Source organism: Pseudomonas sp. Y24-6 (genome assembly GCF_020295325.1).
Lineage (GTDB): Bacteria > Pseudomonadota > Gammaproteobacteria > Pseudomonadales > Pseudomonadaceae > Aquipseudomonas > Aquipseudomonas gregormendelii.
The window spans coordinates 132,604-147,790 of sequence record NZ_JACBXG010000014.1; the positions used below are offsets into that span (position 1 = coordinate 132,604).

The following is a 15,187-nucleotide window of genomic DNA, read 5'->3' on the forward strand; positions in this document are numbered from 1 at the left end:
ACATCATACAACTGCTATTTTTACGTCTGCAAGGTGTTCTGCTCAGTAAATTGGCAGAAGCACGTGGTATTTTTTAATCTTTAGCGGAGGTGTTGGCGTTGTAATGAGCTATTTACGAGGCTTTGGTTGAGTGTTGTCATACAAGCTAACTGTCTTTTCCAGAGATTCCCGAGCAGCGCAGTGCTACGATTGCAGCAGTTCCGCTTTCGGATGACGCCATGCAAGAAGACCTTGAAGCACCCGCTCGCAAGCGCACCCATAACCTGGCCCATGACCTGGTCGCCAAGCTGACCCAGAGCATCCTGCTGGGGCAGATGCAGCCAGGGGACAAGCTGCCGTCCGAGAACTCGATCGTGCAGGAACACGGGGTCAGTCGCACCGTGGTGCGCGAGGCAATCTCCAAGCTGCAGGCGTCGGGTTATGTTGAGACACGTCACGGCATCGGTACCTTTGTGCTGGAGCGTGAGACGCAGCAGGGCCTGCGATTGAACGTCGATACCGCGCTGGGGGTGCGCAGCATCCTGGAGCTGCGCATGGGGCTGGAAACCCAGGCCGCCGCGTTGGCAGCTATGCGCCGTTCGGATCAGCACCTGGTGCAAATGCGCCAAGCGCTCGACGACTACCAGCGCTTGCTGGCGAATAACGACAGTTGCGTTGAAGCCGACAGGCGTTTTCACCTGCTGATCGCCGAAGCCACCGGCAATGCCTGCTTCAGTGAAATCATGCAGCACCTGGGTAACGCGATGATTCCTCGAACCCGGGTCAACGCCGCCGAACGCGGCGCGGCGGACTTGAGCAAGCTGGGCCTGCTGGCCAACCTTGAGCATGAGGCAATCCTCAATGCGATCAAACGCCAGGACACTGACGCGGCGCGCGCTGCCATGTGGTTGCACCTGACCAACAGTCGCGACCGCTTTCTCGCCGATCACACCTGACCGTCCGTCTCGCCGACAGCACGCGGCGCCCGAACCCCTTTCCAACAAGTACGGCCCAGATTTGCTGGACCTCATCAATGAGGTGCGTCATGGCTAACGAAACGAACTTCCCCGGCACAACCCCCGACACCGACCCCGCCAGACCCATGCCCGACACGGATGAGCCGTTGATGGATCACGATGCGCCCCCTGGCATGGACCCCTCGCGGGATCCGTCCGAGGCGGATGCGGATCGTCCTGAAGACTGGATGGACCCCACTGCGGACGAAGACATGCCGCCAGCGGATGAACCTTCGCCGCTGTCAGATGATCGTCGCTAAACGGCACCAGGCGACCGTGCCGGATTAATCAGTCGTTGTATTCGCAAGCCTGACGGCATCTGCCTGTCAGGCTTTTTTTTGGGTGAAAATGCCTGGGCGGCGGCGGGGTTGTAAGTCCCTCGGGGTCTATCGATCTCCATCTATGCTTTATCCACAAACGGATGGCACTCGCGCGGACCGTGGTGGACTAAGCATCAGGTCGCGAACTTGCGGCCTGTGGACTGACATGGATCGGACATGAACGAAAAGACGCTACAGAATAAATCGTTGGTGATACTGCTGTTCGTGGTCACCGCCGCCTTCATCTGGATCCTGCTGCCATTTTACGGTGCGGTGTTCTGGGCGGTGATTCTGGGAATTGTGTTTGCACCCTTGCAGCGCCGCCTGCAGTTGAAATTCGGCTGGCAGCGCAACGTGACCTCGCTGTGCACCCTGAGTGTGTGCCTGGTGATCGCGATTTTGCCGGTGATCATCATCAGTGCGTTGCTGGTGCAGGAAGGCGCGGTGTTCTACAAGAGTGTGGAAAGCGGCGAGCTGGATATTGCGGCCTATGTGGCCCAGTTCAAACACAGCCTGCCGACCTACTTCCAGCACCAGCTCGACCGCTTCGGCATGGGCGAGTTGAACGGCTTGCGGGAAAAACTGGTGAAGAGCGCCATGACCGGGGGCCAGGTCCTGGCATCCCAGGCCTTCAGTTTTGGCCAGGGCACGTTTGAGTTTGTCGTGAGCTTTTTCATCATGCTGTACCTGCTGTTCTTCTTCCTGCGCGACGGTCCCGAGCTGGCGCGCAAGGTTCGCGCGGCAGTGCCGCTGCAGGAACACCAGAAACGCCGGCTGCAGCTCAAGTTCAATCGCGTGGTGCGCGCGACCGTTAAAGGCAATCTGTTGGTGGCTGTCACGCAGGGCGCTCTGGGGGGACTGATGTTCTGGTTTCTGGATATTCCGAGTGCGTTGCTGTGGGCGGTGCTGATGGCGTTTCTGTCGCTGTTGCCGGCGGTGGGGGCGGGCATTGTCTGGGGGCCGGTGGCCGCTTACTTCCTGCTGACCGGGGCGATCTGGCAGGGCGTGGTACTGGGGTTGTTCGGGGTATTCGTCATCGGCCTGGTGGACAACGTACTGCGTCCAATCCTGGTGGGCAAAGACACCAAGATGCCGGACTACATGATCCTGATTTCAACCCTGGGCGGCATGGCGGTGTTCGGCCTCAATGGCTTTGTGATCGGGCCACTGATCGCCGCGCTGTTCATGTCGAGCTGGGCGATCTTCAGTGAAACCAAGCCGCGGGTGCAATTGCCTTAAGCATTCAGGCGGCCATGGTCGATCCGTTGCGACAACGCCTGTGCGGCCGGCAGTGAAGTCAGCGGGCCGCTGATTGGCTCACCGTCCTGCACAAGATACCAACAGGCCAGCAGACCCAGCTCCCTCAAGGGGGCGGGGACTGCGCTGCCAACTACGGACATGATCTGGACCTGGGACATAAATACCTCCATCAATCGATGGAGCTACCTTACGGGCCCGGCGCCGACAGGAACAATCAACGCTCTCGATAGTCGTCATTGACGCCAGTGTGTGCTGCGTTCAGTCGACCACCAGGTCCAGCATATGCACCACTTCCTGCTCATTGAGCACCCCCTTGCGCACCAGGTTTTCGGTCAGCAGCGAGAGGAACTTGGCGTTGCGGTGGCCTTCCAGGTGCTTGAGTTCGGTCAGCGTGTCATACACCTTGCTGGAGGTGCACAGGCCGACATTGCGATGCGGATTCTGTGTGGGCATGAGGTCGTCCTTGTTGTTATCAACCTGTTATTGGCGGACAGGCCCAAGCTTGCGGACCTGACATGACATAAATATGACTGTTTTATCCAAAATGGGGAAAGAGGATCGAGTCAATCTTGCCGAATTTGCTTGCAAGCGCTGTTCCGACAGCGACCTCGGCAAAATCGATCCAGACCTGAGCCGATCAGCGGGCACAAAAAAGCCCCGTTTTCGAGGCGGGGCCTGATGGGTCTATCAGTAGTGCGGGCGGCCGTAATAACCACGGGGCGGGCCGTAATAGCCGCGCGGTGGACCGTAGTAGCCGCGGGGTGGACCGTAGTACACCGGCGCTGGCTGATAGTAGACCGGCTGTTGAACGTAGACCGGCGCCGGCTGGTAATAGACCGGTGGCGGCTGTTGCACATAAACCGGCTGTGGTTGGGCGTAGACCGGTTGCTGCACATACACCGGCCGGTTGGCGTTGATCAGGGCCGAACCGACGATGGCCGAGCCCACGATCGCACCAAATACCGCTGGACCTTGCCAACCGCCACCACCGCCATGGGCCTGTGATTGTCCTGTGATCGCGAGAGCGCCGATCAGCAGGGCCACTGTGGAGATTTTACGGATCATGATAATTCCTCGGTTTTTCGACCCGGCGCTCGCGTCTGCAATAGACCCAAGGATCGTCGCGGGGATACATCTAAGACAGCACTTTTTGCAAAATCAGCACAGCCGCTGGGTAAATTTTGTGTAAGGTCTGTAACGGCTTGCCGACGGTCCCGTTCCCAAGCGAACGCTGACCTTTATGATCGAACAGAACAGGATGGAATGGCCAATCCCGTCCATCTGAAAGTGCACTTGATGGAGATTTTTTCATGCAGATGAACCCCAACCGAGATACCCAGCTGTGCATGTCCCTTTCGGGGCGTCCGGGGAATTTTGGCCTGCGCTTTCACAATCATCTGTACGAGCAGTTGGGCCTGAATTTTTACTACAAGGCGTTCAGCAGCCAGGACTTGCCTGGTGCGGTGGGCGGCATTCGCGCGTTGGGCATCCGTGGCTGCGGGGTGTCGATGCCGTTCAAGGAGGCCTGCATCGCCCTGGTCGATGAGCTGGACGCATCGGCTGCGGCCATCCAGTCGATCAATACCATCGTCAACACCGATGGCCACCTCAAGGCTTACAACACCGATTACATCGCCATTGCGCAGCTGCTTGAAACTCATCAGGTGCCCAAGGATTCAACCTTCGCCCTGCGCGGAAGCGGCGGCATGGCCAAGGCGGTGGCGAGTGCGCTGCGCGATGGCGGTTACGGCAATGGCCTGATCGTCGCCCGCAACGAACAGGCCGGGCGCGCCCTGGCCACTTCGCTGGGCTATGAATGGCAAGCAGAGCTGGGAAATGAGCGGGCACAGATGCTGATCAACGTCACGCCGATCGGCATGACTGGTGGGCCGGAAGCGGAGCAGTTGGCCTTTGCGGCAGATGCGATTGAAAAAGCGCAAACCATCTTCGATGTGGTGGCAATCCCCTCGGAAACGCCGCTGATCGTGCGCGGACGTGCCGAGGGCAAGCGAGTGATCACAGGGCTTGAAGTGATCGCCATCCAGGCGCTGGAGCAGTTCGTGCTATACACCGGCGTGCGGCCGACGGATGAGCAGTTTCGCCTGGCGGTAGAGTTCGCACGCAGCTGACGTGCCCGCGCGGGGGCGTCATCCACCTATTGATAGGGTGCAATGCGCCCTACATGGAAAACGCATCTTCCGTGTTGTTCAAGTCAGGGGAACGCATTTTCCGGGTGTTCAAGTCAGGAAATACATTCGTCAGGTTATTCCAGGCGGGAAAGGCGCTCTTCCAGCGCGGCAATCCGCGCTTCCAGCTCTTCGATCCTTTCCACCGAAACGCCACCGCTCGAGCCGCGTTCCGCAGGGTTATGCCGTGCGGCCAGAATCACCTCGATGTCCGCCGGATCCCCCAGCGCGTGCATGTAGCGGTCCTCGCGCTGTCCCGCCTGGCGCGGGATCAGCAGCGCCAGCCCGCGTGCGATCAGGCGTTCCAGTTGATGCACTACCTGCTCGGCGTCTTCGAAATCATGCATGCGACCGCTGCGGGTCAGCAGTTCATTGACCGTTTGCGGGCCGCGCAGAAACAACAGTCCCGCCAGGATCACTTGTGCCGGCACCAGTTCCAGCGCCTTGTCGACCTTATGCTCCCAGCGGTCGGCGCGGCTGCCCATCACCAGTTTGGTGAAGCCGCGACCTTCCAGCGCGCGCAGGCTCTGGCCGACCTGGCCCTGAGTGAGGTTCATCACCGGCTCGCGGCTGGTTTTCTGGTTGCAGGCAATCACCAGCGCATTGAGCGTCAGCGGGTAGGTTTCCGGGCTGGTCGCCTGTTTCTCGATCAACGAGCCCAGGATGCGGATTTCCGTGCTGTTGAGCCGCGGTTCGTCGAGGGTCGTTTGTTGTTCAGTGCTCATTTTTTTCTATCCCTAATTGGCAGTCGGGTCGGCAACCACGACTCATCCCCATATCAATCGAGCCGGGAATCTTGCGCTAAAGAGACTATCCCGAATCTGCGGCAGTGGCCAATGGACACGCATGCATGCACATCAGCGTGTCGATCCGTTCCAAGGCTATAATCGCCCCCACGTTTCCCTACTGTCATCACACGAGACTGCCATGACCATTTCCCTGTACGACGCCTCCATCCCGGTTTTCACGCAAATGCTCACCGCCCTGAGCGACGTTCTGAAAAAAGCTGAAGCCCACGCCAGCGCAAAGAACATCGACCCGAACGCGCTGCTGCAAGCGCGCCTGTTCCCGGACATGTTCCCGCTGGTGCGCCAGGTGCAGATCGCCGTCGATTTCGCCAAGGGCGTGTCCTCGCGCCTGGCCGAGATTGAAGTGCCGAAGTACGAAGATACCGAAACCACCTTCGCCGAGTTGCAAGCGCTGCTGACCAAGGTGCTGGGCTACATCGGCGAAATCAAACCCGAGCAGATCAACGGCCAGGAAGGTATCGAGATCGTGACGCGTCCGGGCACGCCTAAAGAGAAGCGCTTCACCGGCCAGGCCTACCTGCTGACTTACGGCTTGCCGCAGTTCTTCTTCCACGTCACCACCGCTTACGCCTTGCTGCGTCATAACGGTGTGGAAGTGGGCAAGCGCGATTACATGGGCGCGTTCTAAGCTGCCCAGGCACAAAAAAGCCCGCCAAGGTTTGCGCCTTGCCGGGCTTTTAGTTTTAAAGTCAGAAGATCGCAGCCTGCGGCAGCGCCTACAGTGGATTTGTGTTAACCCGGTAGGCGCTGCCGCAGGCTGCGATCTTTTGCTGTCCAGCTTTACGCCAGTCTCTGAGCCTTCTCTTCTTCACCCAGGCAAGCGGCCGCAGTAAACAAGACATCCGTCGACGAATTCAATGCAGTCTCCGCCGAATCCTGAATCACCCCGATGATAAAACCGACCGCCACCACCTGCATGGCAATCTCGCTCGGGATGCCGAACAGGCTGCAGGCCAGCGGAATCAGCAGTAGCGAACCACCGGCCACACCCGAGGCGCCGCAGGCGCAGATGGCCGCGACCACGCTGAGCAGAATGGCGGTGGGTATGTCCACGGCAATGCCCAGCGTATGCACGGCAGCCAGGGTCAGGACGGTAATGGTGATCGCCGCACCCGCCATATTGATCGTCGCGCCCAGCGGGATCGAGACCGAGTAGGTGTCTTCGTGCAGGCCCAAGCGCTTGCTCAACTCCAGGTTCACGGGAATATTAGCCGCCGAACTGCGGGTGAAGAATGCGGTGATGCCGCTTTCCCGCAGGCACATCAGCACCAGCGGGTAAGGGTTGCGACGCAGTTTCCAATAGACGATGGCCGGGTTCATCACCAGCGCCACGAACAGCATGCAACCGAGCAGGACCGCCAGCAGGTGCAGGTAGCCGACCAGGGCACCAAAGCCCGAGGTGGCCAGGGTCGAGGCCACGAGGCCGAAAATCCCCAGCGGGGCGAAGCGGATCACCATGCGCACGATCAGGGTCACGCCGTTGGACAGGTCGCCCAGTACTTCGCGTGTGGTGTCGCCCGCATGGCGGATGGCCACGCCCATGCCGATCGCCCAGGCCAGGATGCCGATGAAGTTGGCGTTCATCAGCGCGCTGACAGGGTTGTCCACCACACTTAACAGCAGGCTCTGCAATACCTCGCCGATGCCGCCAGGGGCCGTTACAGCCACGTCCTGGGTGGAGAGCACCAGGCTCGACGGGAACATCATGCTGGCAACGACCGCGACCACCGCCGCAGCGAATGTGCCCAGCAGGTACAGGAACAGGATCGGCCGGATGTGAGTCTCCTGGCCGTGCTTGTGATTGGCGATCGACGCCATGACCAGCACGAACACCAGGATCGGCGCGACTGCTTTCAGCGCCGAGACGAATACCTTGCCGATGAATGCAGTGGACTTCGCCACGTCCGGCGCGAGCAGCGCCAGGGCAATGCCGGCGATCAGGCCGATGATGATTTGGGTAACCAGGCCGGTGCTTTTCAGGCGGTGCAGCAGGGAAGGGGATGAAGGGGTCATAAAGCGGGCATCTCTGATTTTTTAGGTGCGGGCTAGCCGACGAACAGGGTGTGCATATCGCGGGGCGCGGACTTTATCACAGCGCAGGCTCGATCCTTCAGGCCTGTGACGGTTGTTCAACCGGTTTTGCAGGTTCGTGCATCCCGGTGCGCAAACACTTCTGGTAGGATGGCCCATCCTCATTTTCAAGTTCTGCCAGTGGGCCTTCGGGCTAGCGCTGGTGTCGTCGTTTTCCTGGAGTTCTGCATGCTGTTGCCCATCCTTCTGTTGTCGGCCGCCGGTTTCACCGTGCTGACCACGGAGTTCATCATCGTCGGCCTGTTGCCGGCAATCGCTCGAGACCTGGCTGTCACCATCCCGCAAGCGGGCCTTCTGGTGACCCTGTTCGCCTTCACGGTCGCTGCATTCGGCCCGTTCCTGACCGCGTACTTCGCCCGGTTCGAACGGCGAAAATTGTTTATTTCGGTATTGATCATGTTTGGCCTGGCCAACACGCTTGCCGCGTTTGCCCCCAACATCTGGGTGATGGCCGCTGCGCGCCTGATTCCGGCGCTGGGGCTGCCGGTGTTTTGGGCACTGGCCAGTGAAACTGCAGTGGACATCGTGGGCCCTGACTTCGCCGGGCGGGCAATCGCCAAGATCGGCTTTGGCATCGTCTGCGCCACTGTATTTGGCATCCCGGTGGGCACGCTGATTTCCGATGCGTTCGGCTGGCGCAGTGCCTTCGGCATTCTGGCGGTGATCGCGTTTGCCAAGGCATTGCTGCTGTTTATCTACCTGCCCAGGACCAGCCTGCATCAGCACCAGGTCAGTTTCCGCTCGCAATTCAAGATCCTGCGCAGCCCGTTGATGATCGGCCATGTGCTGTTGTCGATCCTGGTGTTCAGCGGCATGTTTACCGCCTACACCTATCTGGCGGATATCCTCGAGCGGCTTGCCGGTTTCAACGGCACCCTGGTCGGCTGGTGCCTGATGGGCTTTGGTGCGGTCGGCCTGATCGGTAACTCCCTGGGCGGCCGTGCCGTGGATCGCCATCCGCTGATTGCTTCGGTGATGTTTTGCGCATTCATGATTGCCGGCATGGTGACGCTGGTGCCGAACATTCATTCGACCCTGGGCCTGGCGGCGGCGATGGGGATCTGGGGCGTGACCCAGGCTGCGTTGTTCCTGGTCAGCCACGTTCGGCTCATGAAGGCCGCCCCCGAAGCGCCAGCGTTTGCCGCGTCGCTGAACATTGCCGGGGCCAACCTCGGCATCGGCCTGGGCGCCATGGTAGGTGGTCGCGTGATCGACAGCGTTGGCCTGCAAGGCCTCGGGTTCGCCGGGGCGGCGTTTATCCTTGCCTCGATCCTGCTGGCCATCGCCCTGATGACCTTCAAACCCAGGGAAGTTTGCGCCTGAGGGGTTAAACCCCGGGAAACAGCTCGCGTCGGGCGCCTTCGGTAATCGCAACGATACCGGGGTGCTTGACCTTGCGCTCCACCGAGATGGCGTAGAACGACTCGGTGACCGCGTCCGTCTGGCCGATCACCTCCACGCCATATTGGCGTCTGACTTCATCGGCGATCACGCTGGGGCCGATGAAAATCCCGCTGCCGGATTGCCCGAAGGCCTGCATCAGCGCGCTGTCATCGAACTCGCCGACAATTCTTGGCTGTATCTGCTGCTCGGCGAACCAGCGCTGCAAGCGACTGCGCACCACCGTTTCCGGCCCGGGAATCAGTAGCGGGGCATCGTGAAGGCTGCGGGGAAAATCCTGGCCGTATAGCGCCGCCAATTGCGCAGTGGCGAAGAAACTGATGCCGCACTCCCCGAGTTTCTGGCTGTAGCCCTTGATGTCGAGGTGCGAAGGCATGGGGCTGTCGGAGATCACCAGGTCCAGGCGCTGGATCGCCAGGTCGGCGAGCAGGCGTTCGAGTTTGTCCTCGCGACAGGTGATGCGCATCGGCTCGCTCAACTCCATGGTCGGCGCGATCAGGCGGTAGACGATGGATTTGGGCACCACGTCCGCCACCCCTACCCGAAACAGAATCTGTTGTTCGTTGGGCTGGGCGCGCAGCATCAGCTCCAGTTCGCCCCCCAGCTGGAACATTTGCTCGACGAATGGCAGGGTCTGGCGCCCGGCTTCGGTCAGCTCCAGCTGCCGGCCGACGCGCTGGAACAGTTCGATCCCATAGGTTTGTTCCAGCAGCGAGATCTGCCCGCTGATGGTCTGCGGCGTCAGGTTGAGCTGTTCGCAGGCGCGCACAATGCTGCCGGTTTTGGCCACGACCCAGAAATAGTGAAGCTGGCGATAATTGAGCATGTTGATCAACAGTTCGTTAAAACCGAAGTATAACAGCCAAAAATACGAATTTTACTGAACTGTTTCGGTCTCTAGAATGCAGCGCTATCAACGGGCCACTGTACTGGCTGCGTTTGTTCTAACGAGGGAATTTGATGAAGTTTAAAACCACGGCATTGTTGGTCGCGTCTTTACTGTTACTGGCGGGCTGCGACCAGGCTGAAAAAAGCGCTCAGCAGTTGATGGGCAAGGCCGCCGAGACTGCCAAACAGGCTATCGACGATACACATAAAGCTGCAGAGCAAGCGATCAGCGACGCCACCGGCGGTTTGATCAGCAAGAAAGAATCATCGGCCGAAGAAAAAGACGACACTGAATCTTCGTCCCAGGAAATCTAAACCGTCTCAACGAGTCAGGACTGACCCATGGAATATCTTTTAGAACTTGCTGTAAGCCCTACCGCCTGGGTTGCCCTGGCTACGCTGGTGGTCATGGAGATCGTGCTCGGCATCGATAACCTGATCTTCATTTCCATTTTGACGAACAAACTGCCCGAGCAGCATCGGCAAAAAGCACGACGCATCGGTATCGGCATGGCGCTGATCCTGCGCCTGGCGCTGTTGAGCACTATTGCGTTCATCGTCCAGTTGACGGCACCCGTGATCGAAATCCTCGGCCACGCGTTCTCCTGGAAAGACATGATCCTGATCGCCGGTGGCCTGTTCCTGTTGTGGAAGGCAACCACTGAGATCCATCACAGCATGGACCCGGCGCCGGAAGATCCAAAGTCGGCGACTTCCACCGTGACGCTTGGCTTCGCGGCGGCCATCGGGCAGATTCTGATGCTGGACCTGGTGTTCTCCATCGACAGCATCATTACCGCTGTCGGCATGACCGAGCATTTGCCGATCATGATCATCGCGGTGGTGGTGTCGGTGCTGGTGATGTTGCTGGCGGCTGATCCCCTGGCCAAGTTCATCAACGACAACCCGACCGTGGTGATGCTGGCGCTGGGCTTCCTGATCATGATCGGCATGACGTTGATCGCCGAAGGCTTCGGCGCCCATGTTCCAAAAGGCTATGTGTATGCGGCCATGGCGTTCTCTGCCACGATCGAATGCCTGAACATGATGTCGCGACGGGCCAAGCAGAAGCGTGCGACTGCTGAAGCTTGACGCTGACTGAAAACGCAACGGCCGCCTGGTAACCAGGCGGCCGTTTTTGTTTGTTTAACCCTGGCCAGTCAGTGCGCAGATACGGTTTTGCGGGGCTGCGCCAGGGGTGCAGGTTGCACCGGGTGATGATGGCGGCGGGCAATACGCAGCACGCCCCACAGCATGGCGGCCGCGACCGCCAGCCATCCGGTTACCAGCATCAGTATGATCATTGCCAGGCTCATCAGTGCCTCCTCTCTGCCCTGCTGCGGGCAACCACTCTTGCTAAATGACAGTCTAGCCGTTGCCATGTTGCAGGCTATTGACCAAAGGTCGCCTGTCACCAACCAGTTCGCTCTATCGAAGCGCCGCTACTGGCACTTGAGGCTATACCCTGGCTGCCTGTCGCCCTATGATCGACGACCTGGCCGGTCGATCGATTGCCGGCATTTGAACAAGAGAGAGATGATGGTACGGGTATTTCCTCGAATTATGGCTGCAGCGCTGTTCGCCTGGAGCCTTGCGAGCCTGACTGGCTGCGCCGGCAGCGTCTCGCCGCAAATCAAACGGCTGCCGGAACGGGTCGAGCTCAGTGGCACCTTCTATCGCGGGCAGACCCATCAAAGCGGTCCGCAGGTGCTGGCCAGCCTGCTGTCGCAACAGGGCATCGCGATCACGCCCGGTTTGCTCGACAAGCCGCTGCGTCTGCCGGCAGCCGAGGCTCAGCTGCAGCAGAACATGGTCAACCTTGCCCGGGAATATGGCCTGGTGGTCTACCCCCTGGACGACGATCTGCCAGCATTGCTCACCCAGGTGGCCGCCGGTTATCCGGTGATGGTGCGGTTCAACGAAGGCTCGGCGTTCTGGGCTGGGCCGCGCTACGCCATTCTGTCCGGCTACAACACCCAGAAGCAGACCGTTCTGTTGCGCGCCGGGATGGATCGCCGGACCCTGATGAGCTTCAGTTCATTCGAGTCGGCGTTCAAGGACGGCGGCGGCTGGGCGGTACTGCTTCAGAAGCCGGAGCAGATCCCTGCCGATGTTGATCAGCAACGCTGGCTGAAGGCCGCGAACGATCTGGCCCAGGCCGGTCAGGAGCAAGCTGCCGCGCGGGCGAAGAGGGCGCTGGGCTCTCAGTAGTCCGTTCGTCATCTGCCGGGCACCGTCGCGCGTCGCAAGCCTCTGAAGTACAAGGCCCGGGTTTTCCGGGCCAGACCAAGGAGGCGCCCATGGCACATTCAAATACTCCCGCCGGCCCGCATTCATCGGAGCATTCGTCCGGTGATGACCTGGGTTTTGATCCTGATTCGCCTGACGCTGCAGACCCGCAAGTCGATCCCGTCGGGCCCGCCATCGCGCCACTGGACAAGGATCCGAACAAGAACGAGAAGGCACCGGCCAAGCCTTACGACCCGCTAAGTGACCTCAAACCCTGATTTTCTGTGAGGTGCGTATGTCTACCGATTCGAGTTTCAATGACAAGCGTCCGGACAGTGTCCCGACTACGCCTGAGGACGATATAGACCCCGTCCTCGATCCGGACAGTCCACTGCGCGATCCAATGGCGCGTCCGCTGGTGACGCCGGCCGAGCACCACAGGGATCCAAGTGCGGGAGATGGCATTCCGGATGATGACCAGATGCCGCTGCCGAACGACTGATGGCAGGCAGTAAAAAGCCCCGGACGATCGGGGCTTTTTTTTGCGGCTGCGTTTACTTGGACGCCTCGACCACACCGCTCTGGCGGCTCTTCAGGTTCTTCTCCGACTTGTATTGCAGCGCCACCGATGGCACGTTCGCGCCCTTGCCGGTTTCTACCCAGCTGCGAATCCGGCTGGCATCGGCGAAATGGGTGTATTTGCCGAACGCATCGAGTATCACCAGGGCGACCTGGCGATTGCCCATGGTCGTCACCAGCACCAGACAATGTCCGGCCTGGTTGGTGAAGCCGGTCTTGGTCAGACGGATGTCCCAGTTCGGCTTGTTCACCAGGTGGTCGGTGTTGCGAAAGCCCAGGGTGTAGTTGGGTTTGCGAAACGACACGGTTTTTTCCTTGGTGGTGCTTAGCGTCGTCAGCAGCGGGTACTTGTGGGCGGCCACCAGCAGTTTGCTCAGGTCCCGCGCTGTCGAAACGTTGCGAGGGGAAAGTCCGGTAGGCTCGACAAAGTGAGTGCTGGACATGCCCAGGGCCTTGGCCTTGGCGTTCATGGCGGCGATGAACGCGACGTAACCGCCCGGGTAGTGATGGGCGAGGCTGGCCGCGGCGCGGTTTTCAGAAGACATCAGGGCAATGAGCAGCATTTCCCGGCGCGGCATTTCGCTGTTGAGCTTTACCCGGGAGAACACGCCCTTCATTTCCGGCGTGTCGCTGATGTTGATGGAGATGTATTCGTCCATGTTCTGGCGCGCTTCAACCACCACCAGCCCCGTCATCAGCTTACTGACAGAAGCTATGGGCACGACCACGTCCGGATTGCTCGCATAGATGACTTTGTTGGTCTGCATGTCCATCAGCAACGCGCTGCCGGAGGCGATCTTCAGTTGTGTGGCATCCCGAGGCGCCGAGGTGGTTTCGGCGGCGTTGACCGATGGCGTGATGAATGTCCCTGTAACTGCAAAAACCAGGGTCAGGATGGAAAGACGGATTTTCACGCTGGCAGACTCATAAGAGGTGGATAAGCCGTTTTGTAACGGGCTATTTCTTAAAACCGACGCATTTTAGGAGTATGGCTGAAGAACTGTCGATGGTTGATCAAATAACAGGTCAAAGTCCTTGAAAAGGCGTACAAAACAGCGGGTTTCCGGCGAATGGTAGGTTGGGTTCGGCGAATACAAAAAACCCCGCCATTGGCGGGGTTTGTTGGCTCAGCGTGCAAGGCACACAATGCCATCAGTCATGCAGGGTTTCTGCTGCGTACAGGGTGTTTTCCAGAAGGCACGCACGCGTCATCGGACCTACGCCGCCAGGCACCGGGGTGATCCAGCCGGCGCGGGGCAGGGCGGTTTCGTAGATCACGTCACCGACCAGCTTGCCGTCGTCCTGACGGTTGATGCCGACGTCGATAACGATTGCGCCTTCCTTGATCCACTCGCCCCGGACCAGCCCCGGCTTGCCGGCGGCGACCACCACCAGGTCAGCGCGGCCGACGTGACCGGCCAGGTCCTTGGTGAAGCGGTGGGTGACCGTCACGGTGCAGCCGGCCAGCAGCAGTTCCATGGCCATCGGGCGACCGACGATGTTCGATGCGCCTACAACCACCGCGTCCATGCCGTACAGGTCAGCGCCGGTGCTTTCCAGCAAGGTCATGATGCCCTTGGGTGTGCACGGGCGCAGCAGCGGGATGCGCTGGGCAAGGCGGCCGACGTTGTAAGGGTGAAATCCGTCAACGTCCTTGTCCGGGCGAATGCGTTCCAGCAGCTTGGAAGCGTCCAGGTGTTCCGGCAGGGGCAGTTGAAGCAGGACGCCGTCGATTGCCGGGTCGTCGTTGAGGCGATCGATCAGCTGGGTGAGTGCTTCCTGGGTGGTTTCTGAAGGCAGGTCATAAGCTTGGGACAGGAAGCCGACCTCTTCACAGTCTTTACGCTTGTGCGAGACATAAACCTGAGAGGCAGGATCGCTGCCGACCAGGATCACCGCAAGACCGGGCGTGCGCAGGCCTTGCTGGCGACGCTCGGTGACGCGTTTGGCGATCTGCTGGCGCAGGCTGGCGGCGATCGATTTGCCGTCGATTAGTTGTGCAGTCATTGCGCGTGATTAACCATCGAGAGGGGAAAAAAAGAGAACGCATTCTCGCATGTCATGCGGTGAGGGCAAAGGCGCTTGGTCTGCAAATTCCTCTAACCCCTTTAATTAAATGAATTTTTTTTAAAAAGGATTTGACGCCCTTTGGGGCGGTCTATACTATTCGTCGCACTTGTCGGGCACAGCCTAGCACTGGTTAAGAAGGTTGAGCGGAGTTCCGATTCTGCGAGGCTGGAAAGCACTTAGTTTGTAGTCGTCCAAGAGTACAGATTAACAAGGCGCCCGTAGCTCAGCTGGATAGAGCATCCGCCTTCTAAGCGGATGGTCGCAGGTTCGAGTCCTGCCGGGTGCGCCATTAGGCAGCTTTGGCACAAGTAGCGCGATATGGTGGGCGTAGCTCAGTTGGTAGAGCACGGGATTGTGAC

20 protein-coding genes and 1 tRNA gene are annotated in these 15,187 nt (G+C 59.6%); 12 read left to right on the top strand and 9 right to left on the bottom strand.

Translation table 11 applies throughout. From position 1 onward, the window contains the following. Positions 1 to 218 precede the first annotated feature (218 nt). The 3 genes from HYI44_RS23985 (at position 219) to HYI44_RS23995 (ending at position 2,554) form a co-directional block, all read left to right on the top strand. A complete protein-coding gene (locus HYI44_RS23985) occupies positions 219 to 935 on the top strand; it encodes a FadR/GntR family transcriptional regulator (RefSeq protein ID WP_045060970.1) in 717 nt (238 codons plus the stop codon). Positions 936 to 1,024: 89 nt separating this feature from the next. Then, positions 1,025 to 1,255, top strand: a complete 231-nt coding sequence (locus HYI44_RS23990) for a hypothetical protein (protein WP_225570699.1) — start codon at positions 1,025 to 1,027, stop codon at positions 1,253 to 1,255. A 237-nt stretch (positions 1,256 to 1,492) separates the two neighbouring features. Continuing rightward, a complete protein-coding gene (locus HYI44_RS23995) occupies positions 1,493 to 2,554 on the top strand; it encodes an AI-2E family transporter (protein WP_225570700.1) in 1,062 nt (353 codons plus the stop codon). Here the strand turns inward: HYI44_RS23995 and HYI44_RS24000 are convergent. The 3 genes from HYI44_RS24000 to HYI44_RS24010 all read right to left on the bottom strand — a co-directional run bounded on the left by HYI44_RS24000 (position 2,551) and on the right by HYI44_RS24010 (position 3,640). After that, positions 2,551 to 2,733 (bottom strand): hypothetical protein, encoded by a 183-nt coding sequence (locus HYI44_RS24000; protein WP_122839360.1) that lies wholly within the window; start codon positions 2,731 to 2,733, stop codon positions 2,551 to 2,553. The two genes, HYI44_RS23995 and HYI44_RS24000, sit on opposite strands and share 4 nt — an antisense overlap. Before the next feature lie 100 nt (positions 2,734 to 2,833). Beyond that, on the bottom strand, positions 2,834 to 3,028 hold the full coding sequence (locus tag HYI44_RS24005) for a hypothetical protein (protein WP_122839359.1): 195 nt from the start codon (positions 3,026 to 3,028) through the stop codon (positions 2,834 to 2,836). Positions 3,029 to 3,262: 234 nt separating this feature from the next. Beyond that, positions 3,263 to 3,640, bottom strand: coding sequence for a hypothetical protein (locus HYI44_RS24010; RefSeq protein ID WP_122839358.1), 378 nt, complete (start codon positions 3,638 to 3,640; stop codon positions 3,263 to 3,265). A 245-nt stretch (positions 3,641 to 3,885) separates the two neighbouring features. Here HYI44_RS24010 and HYI44_RS24015 point away from each other — a divergent pair, with 245 nt between their 5' ends. Then, positions 3,886 to 4,704, top strand: coding sequence for a shikimate 5-dehydrogenase (locus HYI44_RS24015; RefSeq protein WP_122839357.1), 819 nt, complete (start codon positions 3,886 to 3,888; stop codon positions 4,702 to 4,704). Between the two features lie 134 nt (positions 4,705 to 4,838). On the opposite strand, the gene HYI44_RS24020 is transcribed toward HYI44_RS24015, so the two are convergent. Then, positions 4,839 to 5,486: a YceH family protein gene (locus HYI44_RS24020; protein ID WP_122839356.1), complete on the bottom strand. Its 648-nt coding sequence runs from the start codon at positions 5,484 to 5,486 to the stop codon at positions 4,839 to 4,841. A gap of 202 nt (positions 5,487 to 5,688) precedes the next feature. On the opposite strand from HYI44_RS24020, the gene HYI44_RS24025 reads away from it, so the two are divergent. After that, a complete protein-coding gene (locus tag HYI44_RS24025) occupies positions 5,689 to 6,198 on the top strand; it encodes a DUF1993 family protein (protein ID WP_045060247.1) in 510 nt (169 codons plus the stop codon). A 152-nt stretch (positions 6,199 to 6,350) separates the two neighbouring features. On the opposite strand, the gene sstT is transcribed toward HYI44_RS24025, so the two are convergent. Next, positions 6,351 to 7,583, bottom strand: a complete 1,233-nt coding sequence (gene sstT / locus HYI44_RS24030) for a serine/threonine transporter SstT (RefSeq protein WP_225570701.1) — start codon at positions 7,581 to 7,583, stop codon at positions 6,351 to 6,353. Between the two features lie 246 nt (positions 7,584 to 7,829). Between sstT and HYI44_RS24035 the strand changes: the two genes are divergently transcribed. Continuing rightward, positions 7,830 to 8,984, top strand: a complete 1,155-nt coding sequence (locus HYI44_RS24035) for an MFS transporter (protein WP_045060155.1) — start codon at positions 7,830 to 7,832, stop codon at positions 8,982 to 8,984. 4 nt (positions 8,985 to 8,988) lie between these two features. Here the strand turns inward: HYI44_RS24035 and nhaR are convergent, their stop codons facing one another. Continuing rightward, positions 8,989 to 9,888, bottom strand: coding sequence for a transcriptional activator NhaR (nhaR, locus tag HYI44_RS24040; RefSeq protein ID WP_225570702.1), 900 nt, complete (start codon positions 9,886 to 9,888; stop codon positions 8,989 to 8,991). Between the two features lie 134 nt (positions 9,889 to 10,022). Between nhaR and HYI44_RS24045 the strand changes: the two genes are divergently transcribed. After that, positions 10,023 to 10,265, top strand: coding sequence for a hypothetical protein (locus tag HYI44_RS24045; RefSeq protein ID WP_045060157.1), 243 nt, complete (start codon positions 10,023 to 10,025; stop codon positions 10,263 to 10,265). Positions 10,266 to 10,292: 27 nt separating this feature from the next. After that, positions 10,293 to 11,042: a TerC family protein gene (locus HYI44_RS24050; protein WP_045060158.1), complete on the top strand. Its 750-nt coding sequence runs from the start codon at positions 10,293 to 10,295 to the stop codon at positions 11,040 to 11,042. A 68-nt stretch (positions 11,043 to 11,110) separates the two neighbouring features. Here the strand turns inward: HYI44_RS24050 and HYI44_RS24055 are convergent, their stop codons facing one another. Beyond that, positions 11,111 to 11,266, bottom strand: coding sequence for a hypothetical protein (locus HYI44_RS24055; protein ID WP_163019420.1), 156 nt, complete (start codon positions 11,264 to 11,266; stop codon positions 11,111 to 11,113). Positions 11,267 to 11,489: 223 nt separating this feature from the next. Here HYI44_RS24055 and HYI44_RS24060 point away from each other — a divergent pair, with 223 nt between their 5' ends. The 3 genes from HYI44_RS24060 (at position 11,490) to HYI44_RS24070 (ending at position 12,681) form a co-directional block, all read left to right on the top strand. Beyond that, entirely contained in the window at positions 11,490 to 12,161 is a 672-nt protein-coding gene (locus HYI44_RS24060) for a peptidase C39 family protein (protein WP_201147136.1), read from the top strand. A gap of 89 nt (positions 12,162 to 12,250) precedes the next feature. Beyond that, positions 12,251 to 12,457 carry a DUF6021 family protein gene (locus HYI44_RS24065; RefSeq protein ID WP_122839351.1) on the top strand — a complete coding sequence of 69 codons (207 nt, stop codon included), beginning with the start codon at positions 12,251 to 12,253 and terminating at the stop codon, positions 12,455 to 12,457. 17 nt (positions 12,458 to 12,474) lie between these two features. Further along, entirely contained in the window at positions 12,475 to 12,681 is a 207-nt protein-coding gene (locus tag HYI44_RS24070) for a hypothetical protein (RefSeq protein WP_122839350.1), read from the top strand. A gap of 52 nt (positions 12,682 to 12,733) precedes the next feature. Here HYI44_RS24070 and pbpG read toward each other — a convergent pair whose 3' ends face one another. Continuing rightward, positions 12,734 to 13,672, bottom strand: coding sequence for a D-alanyl-D-alanine endopeptidase (gene pbpG / locus HYI44_RS24075; RefSeq protein ID WP_122839349.1), 939 nt, complete (start codon positions 13,670 to 13,672; stop codon positions 12,734 to 12,736). A gap of 238 nt (positions 13,673 to 13,910) precedes the next feature. Next, positions 13,911 to 14,765 carry a bifunctional methylenetetrahydrofolate dehydrogenase/methenyltetrahydrofolate cyclohydrolase FolD gene (folD, locus tag HYI44_RS24080; RefSeq protein WP_122839348.1) on the bottom strand — a complete coding sequence of 285 codons (855 nt, stop codon included), beginning with the start codon at positions 14,763 to 14,765 and terminating at the stop codon, positions 13,911 to 13,913. A 275-nt stretch (positions 14,766 to 15,040) separates the two neighbouring features. On the opposite strand from folD, the gene HYI44_RS24085 reads away from it, so the two are divergent. Then, positions 15,041 to 15,117: transfer RNA gene (locus tag HYI44_RS24085), tRNA-Arg, on the top strand. The last annotated feature ends 70 nt before the right edge of the window (positions 15,118 to 15,187 follow it).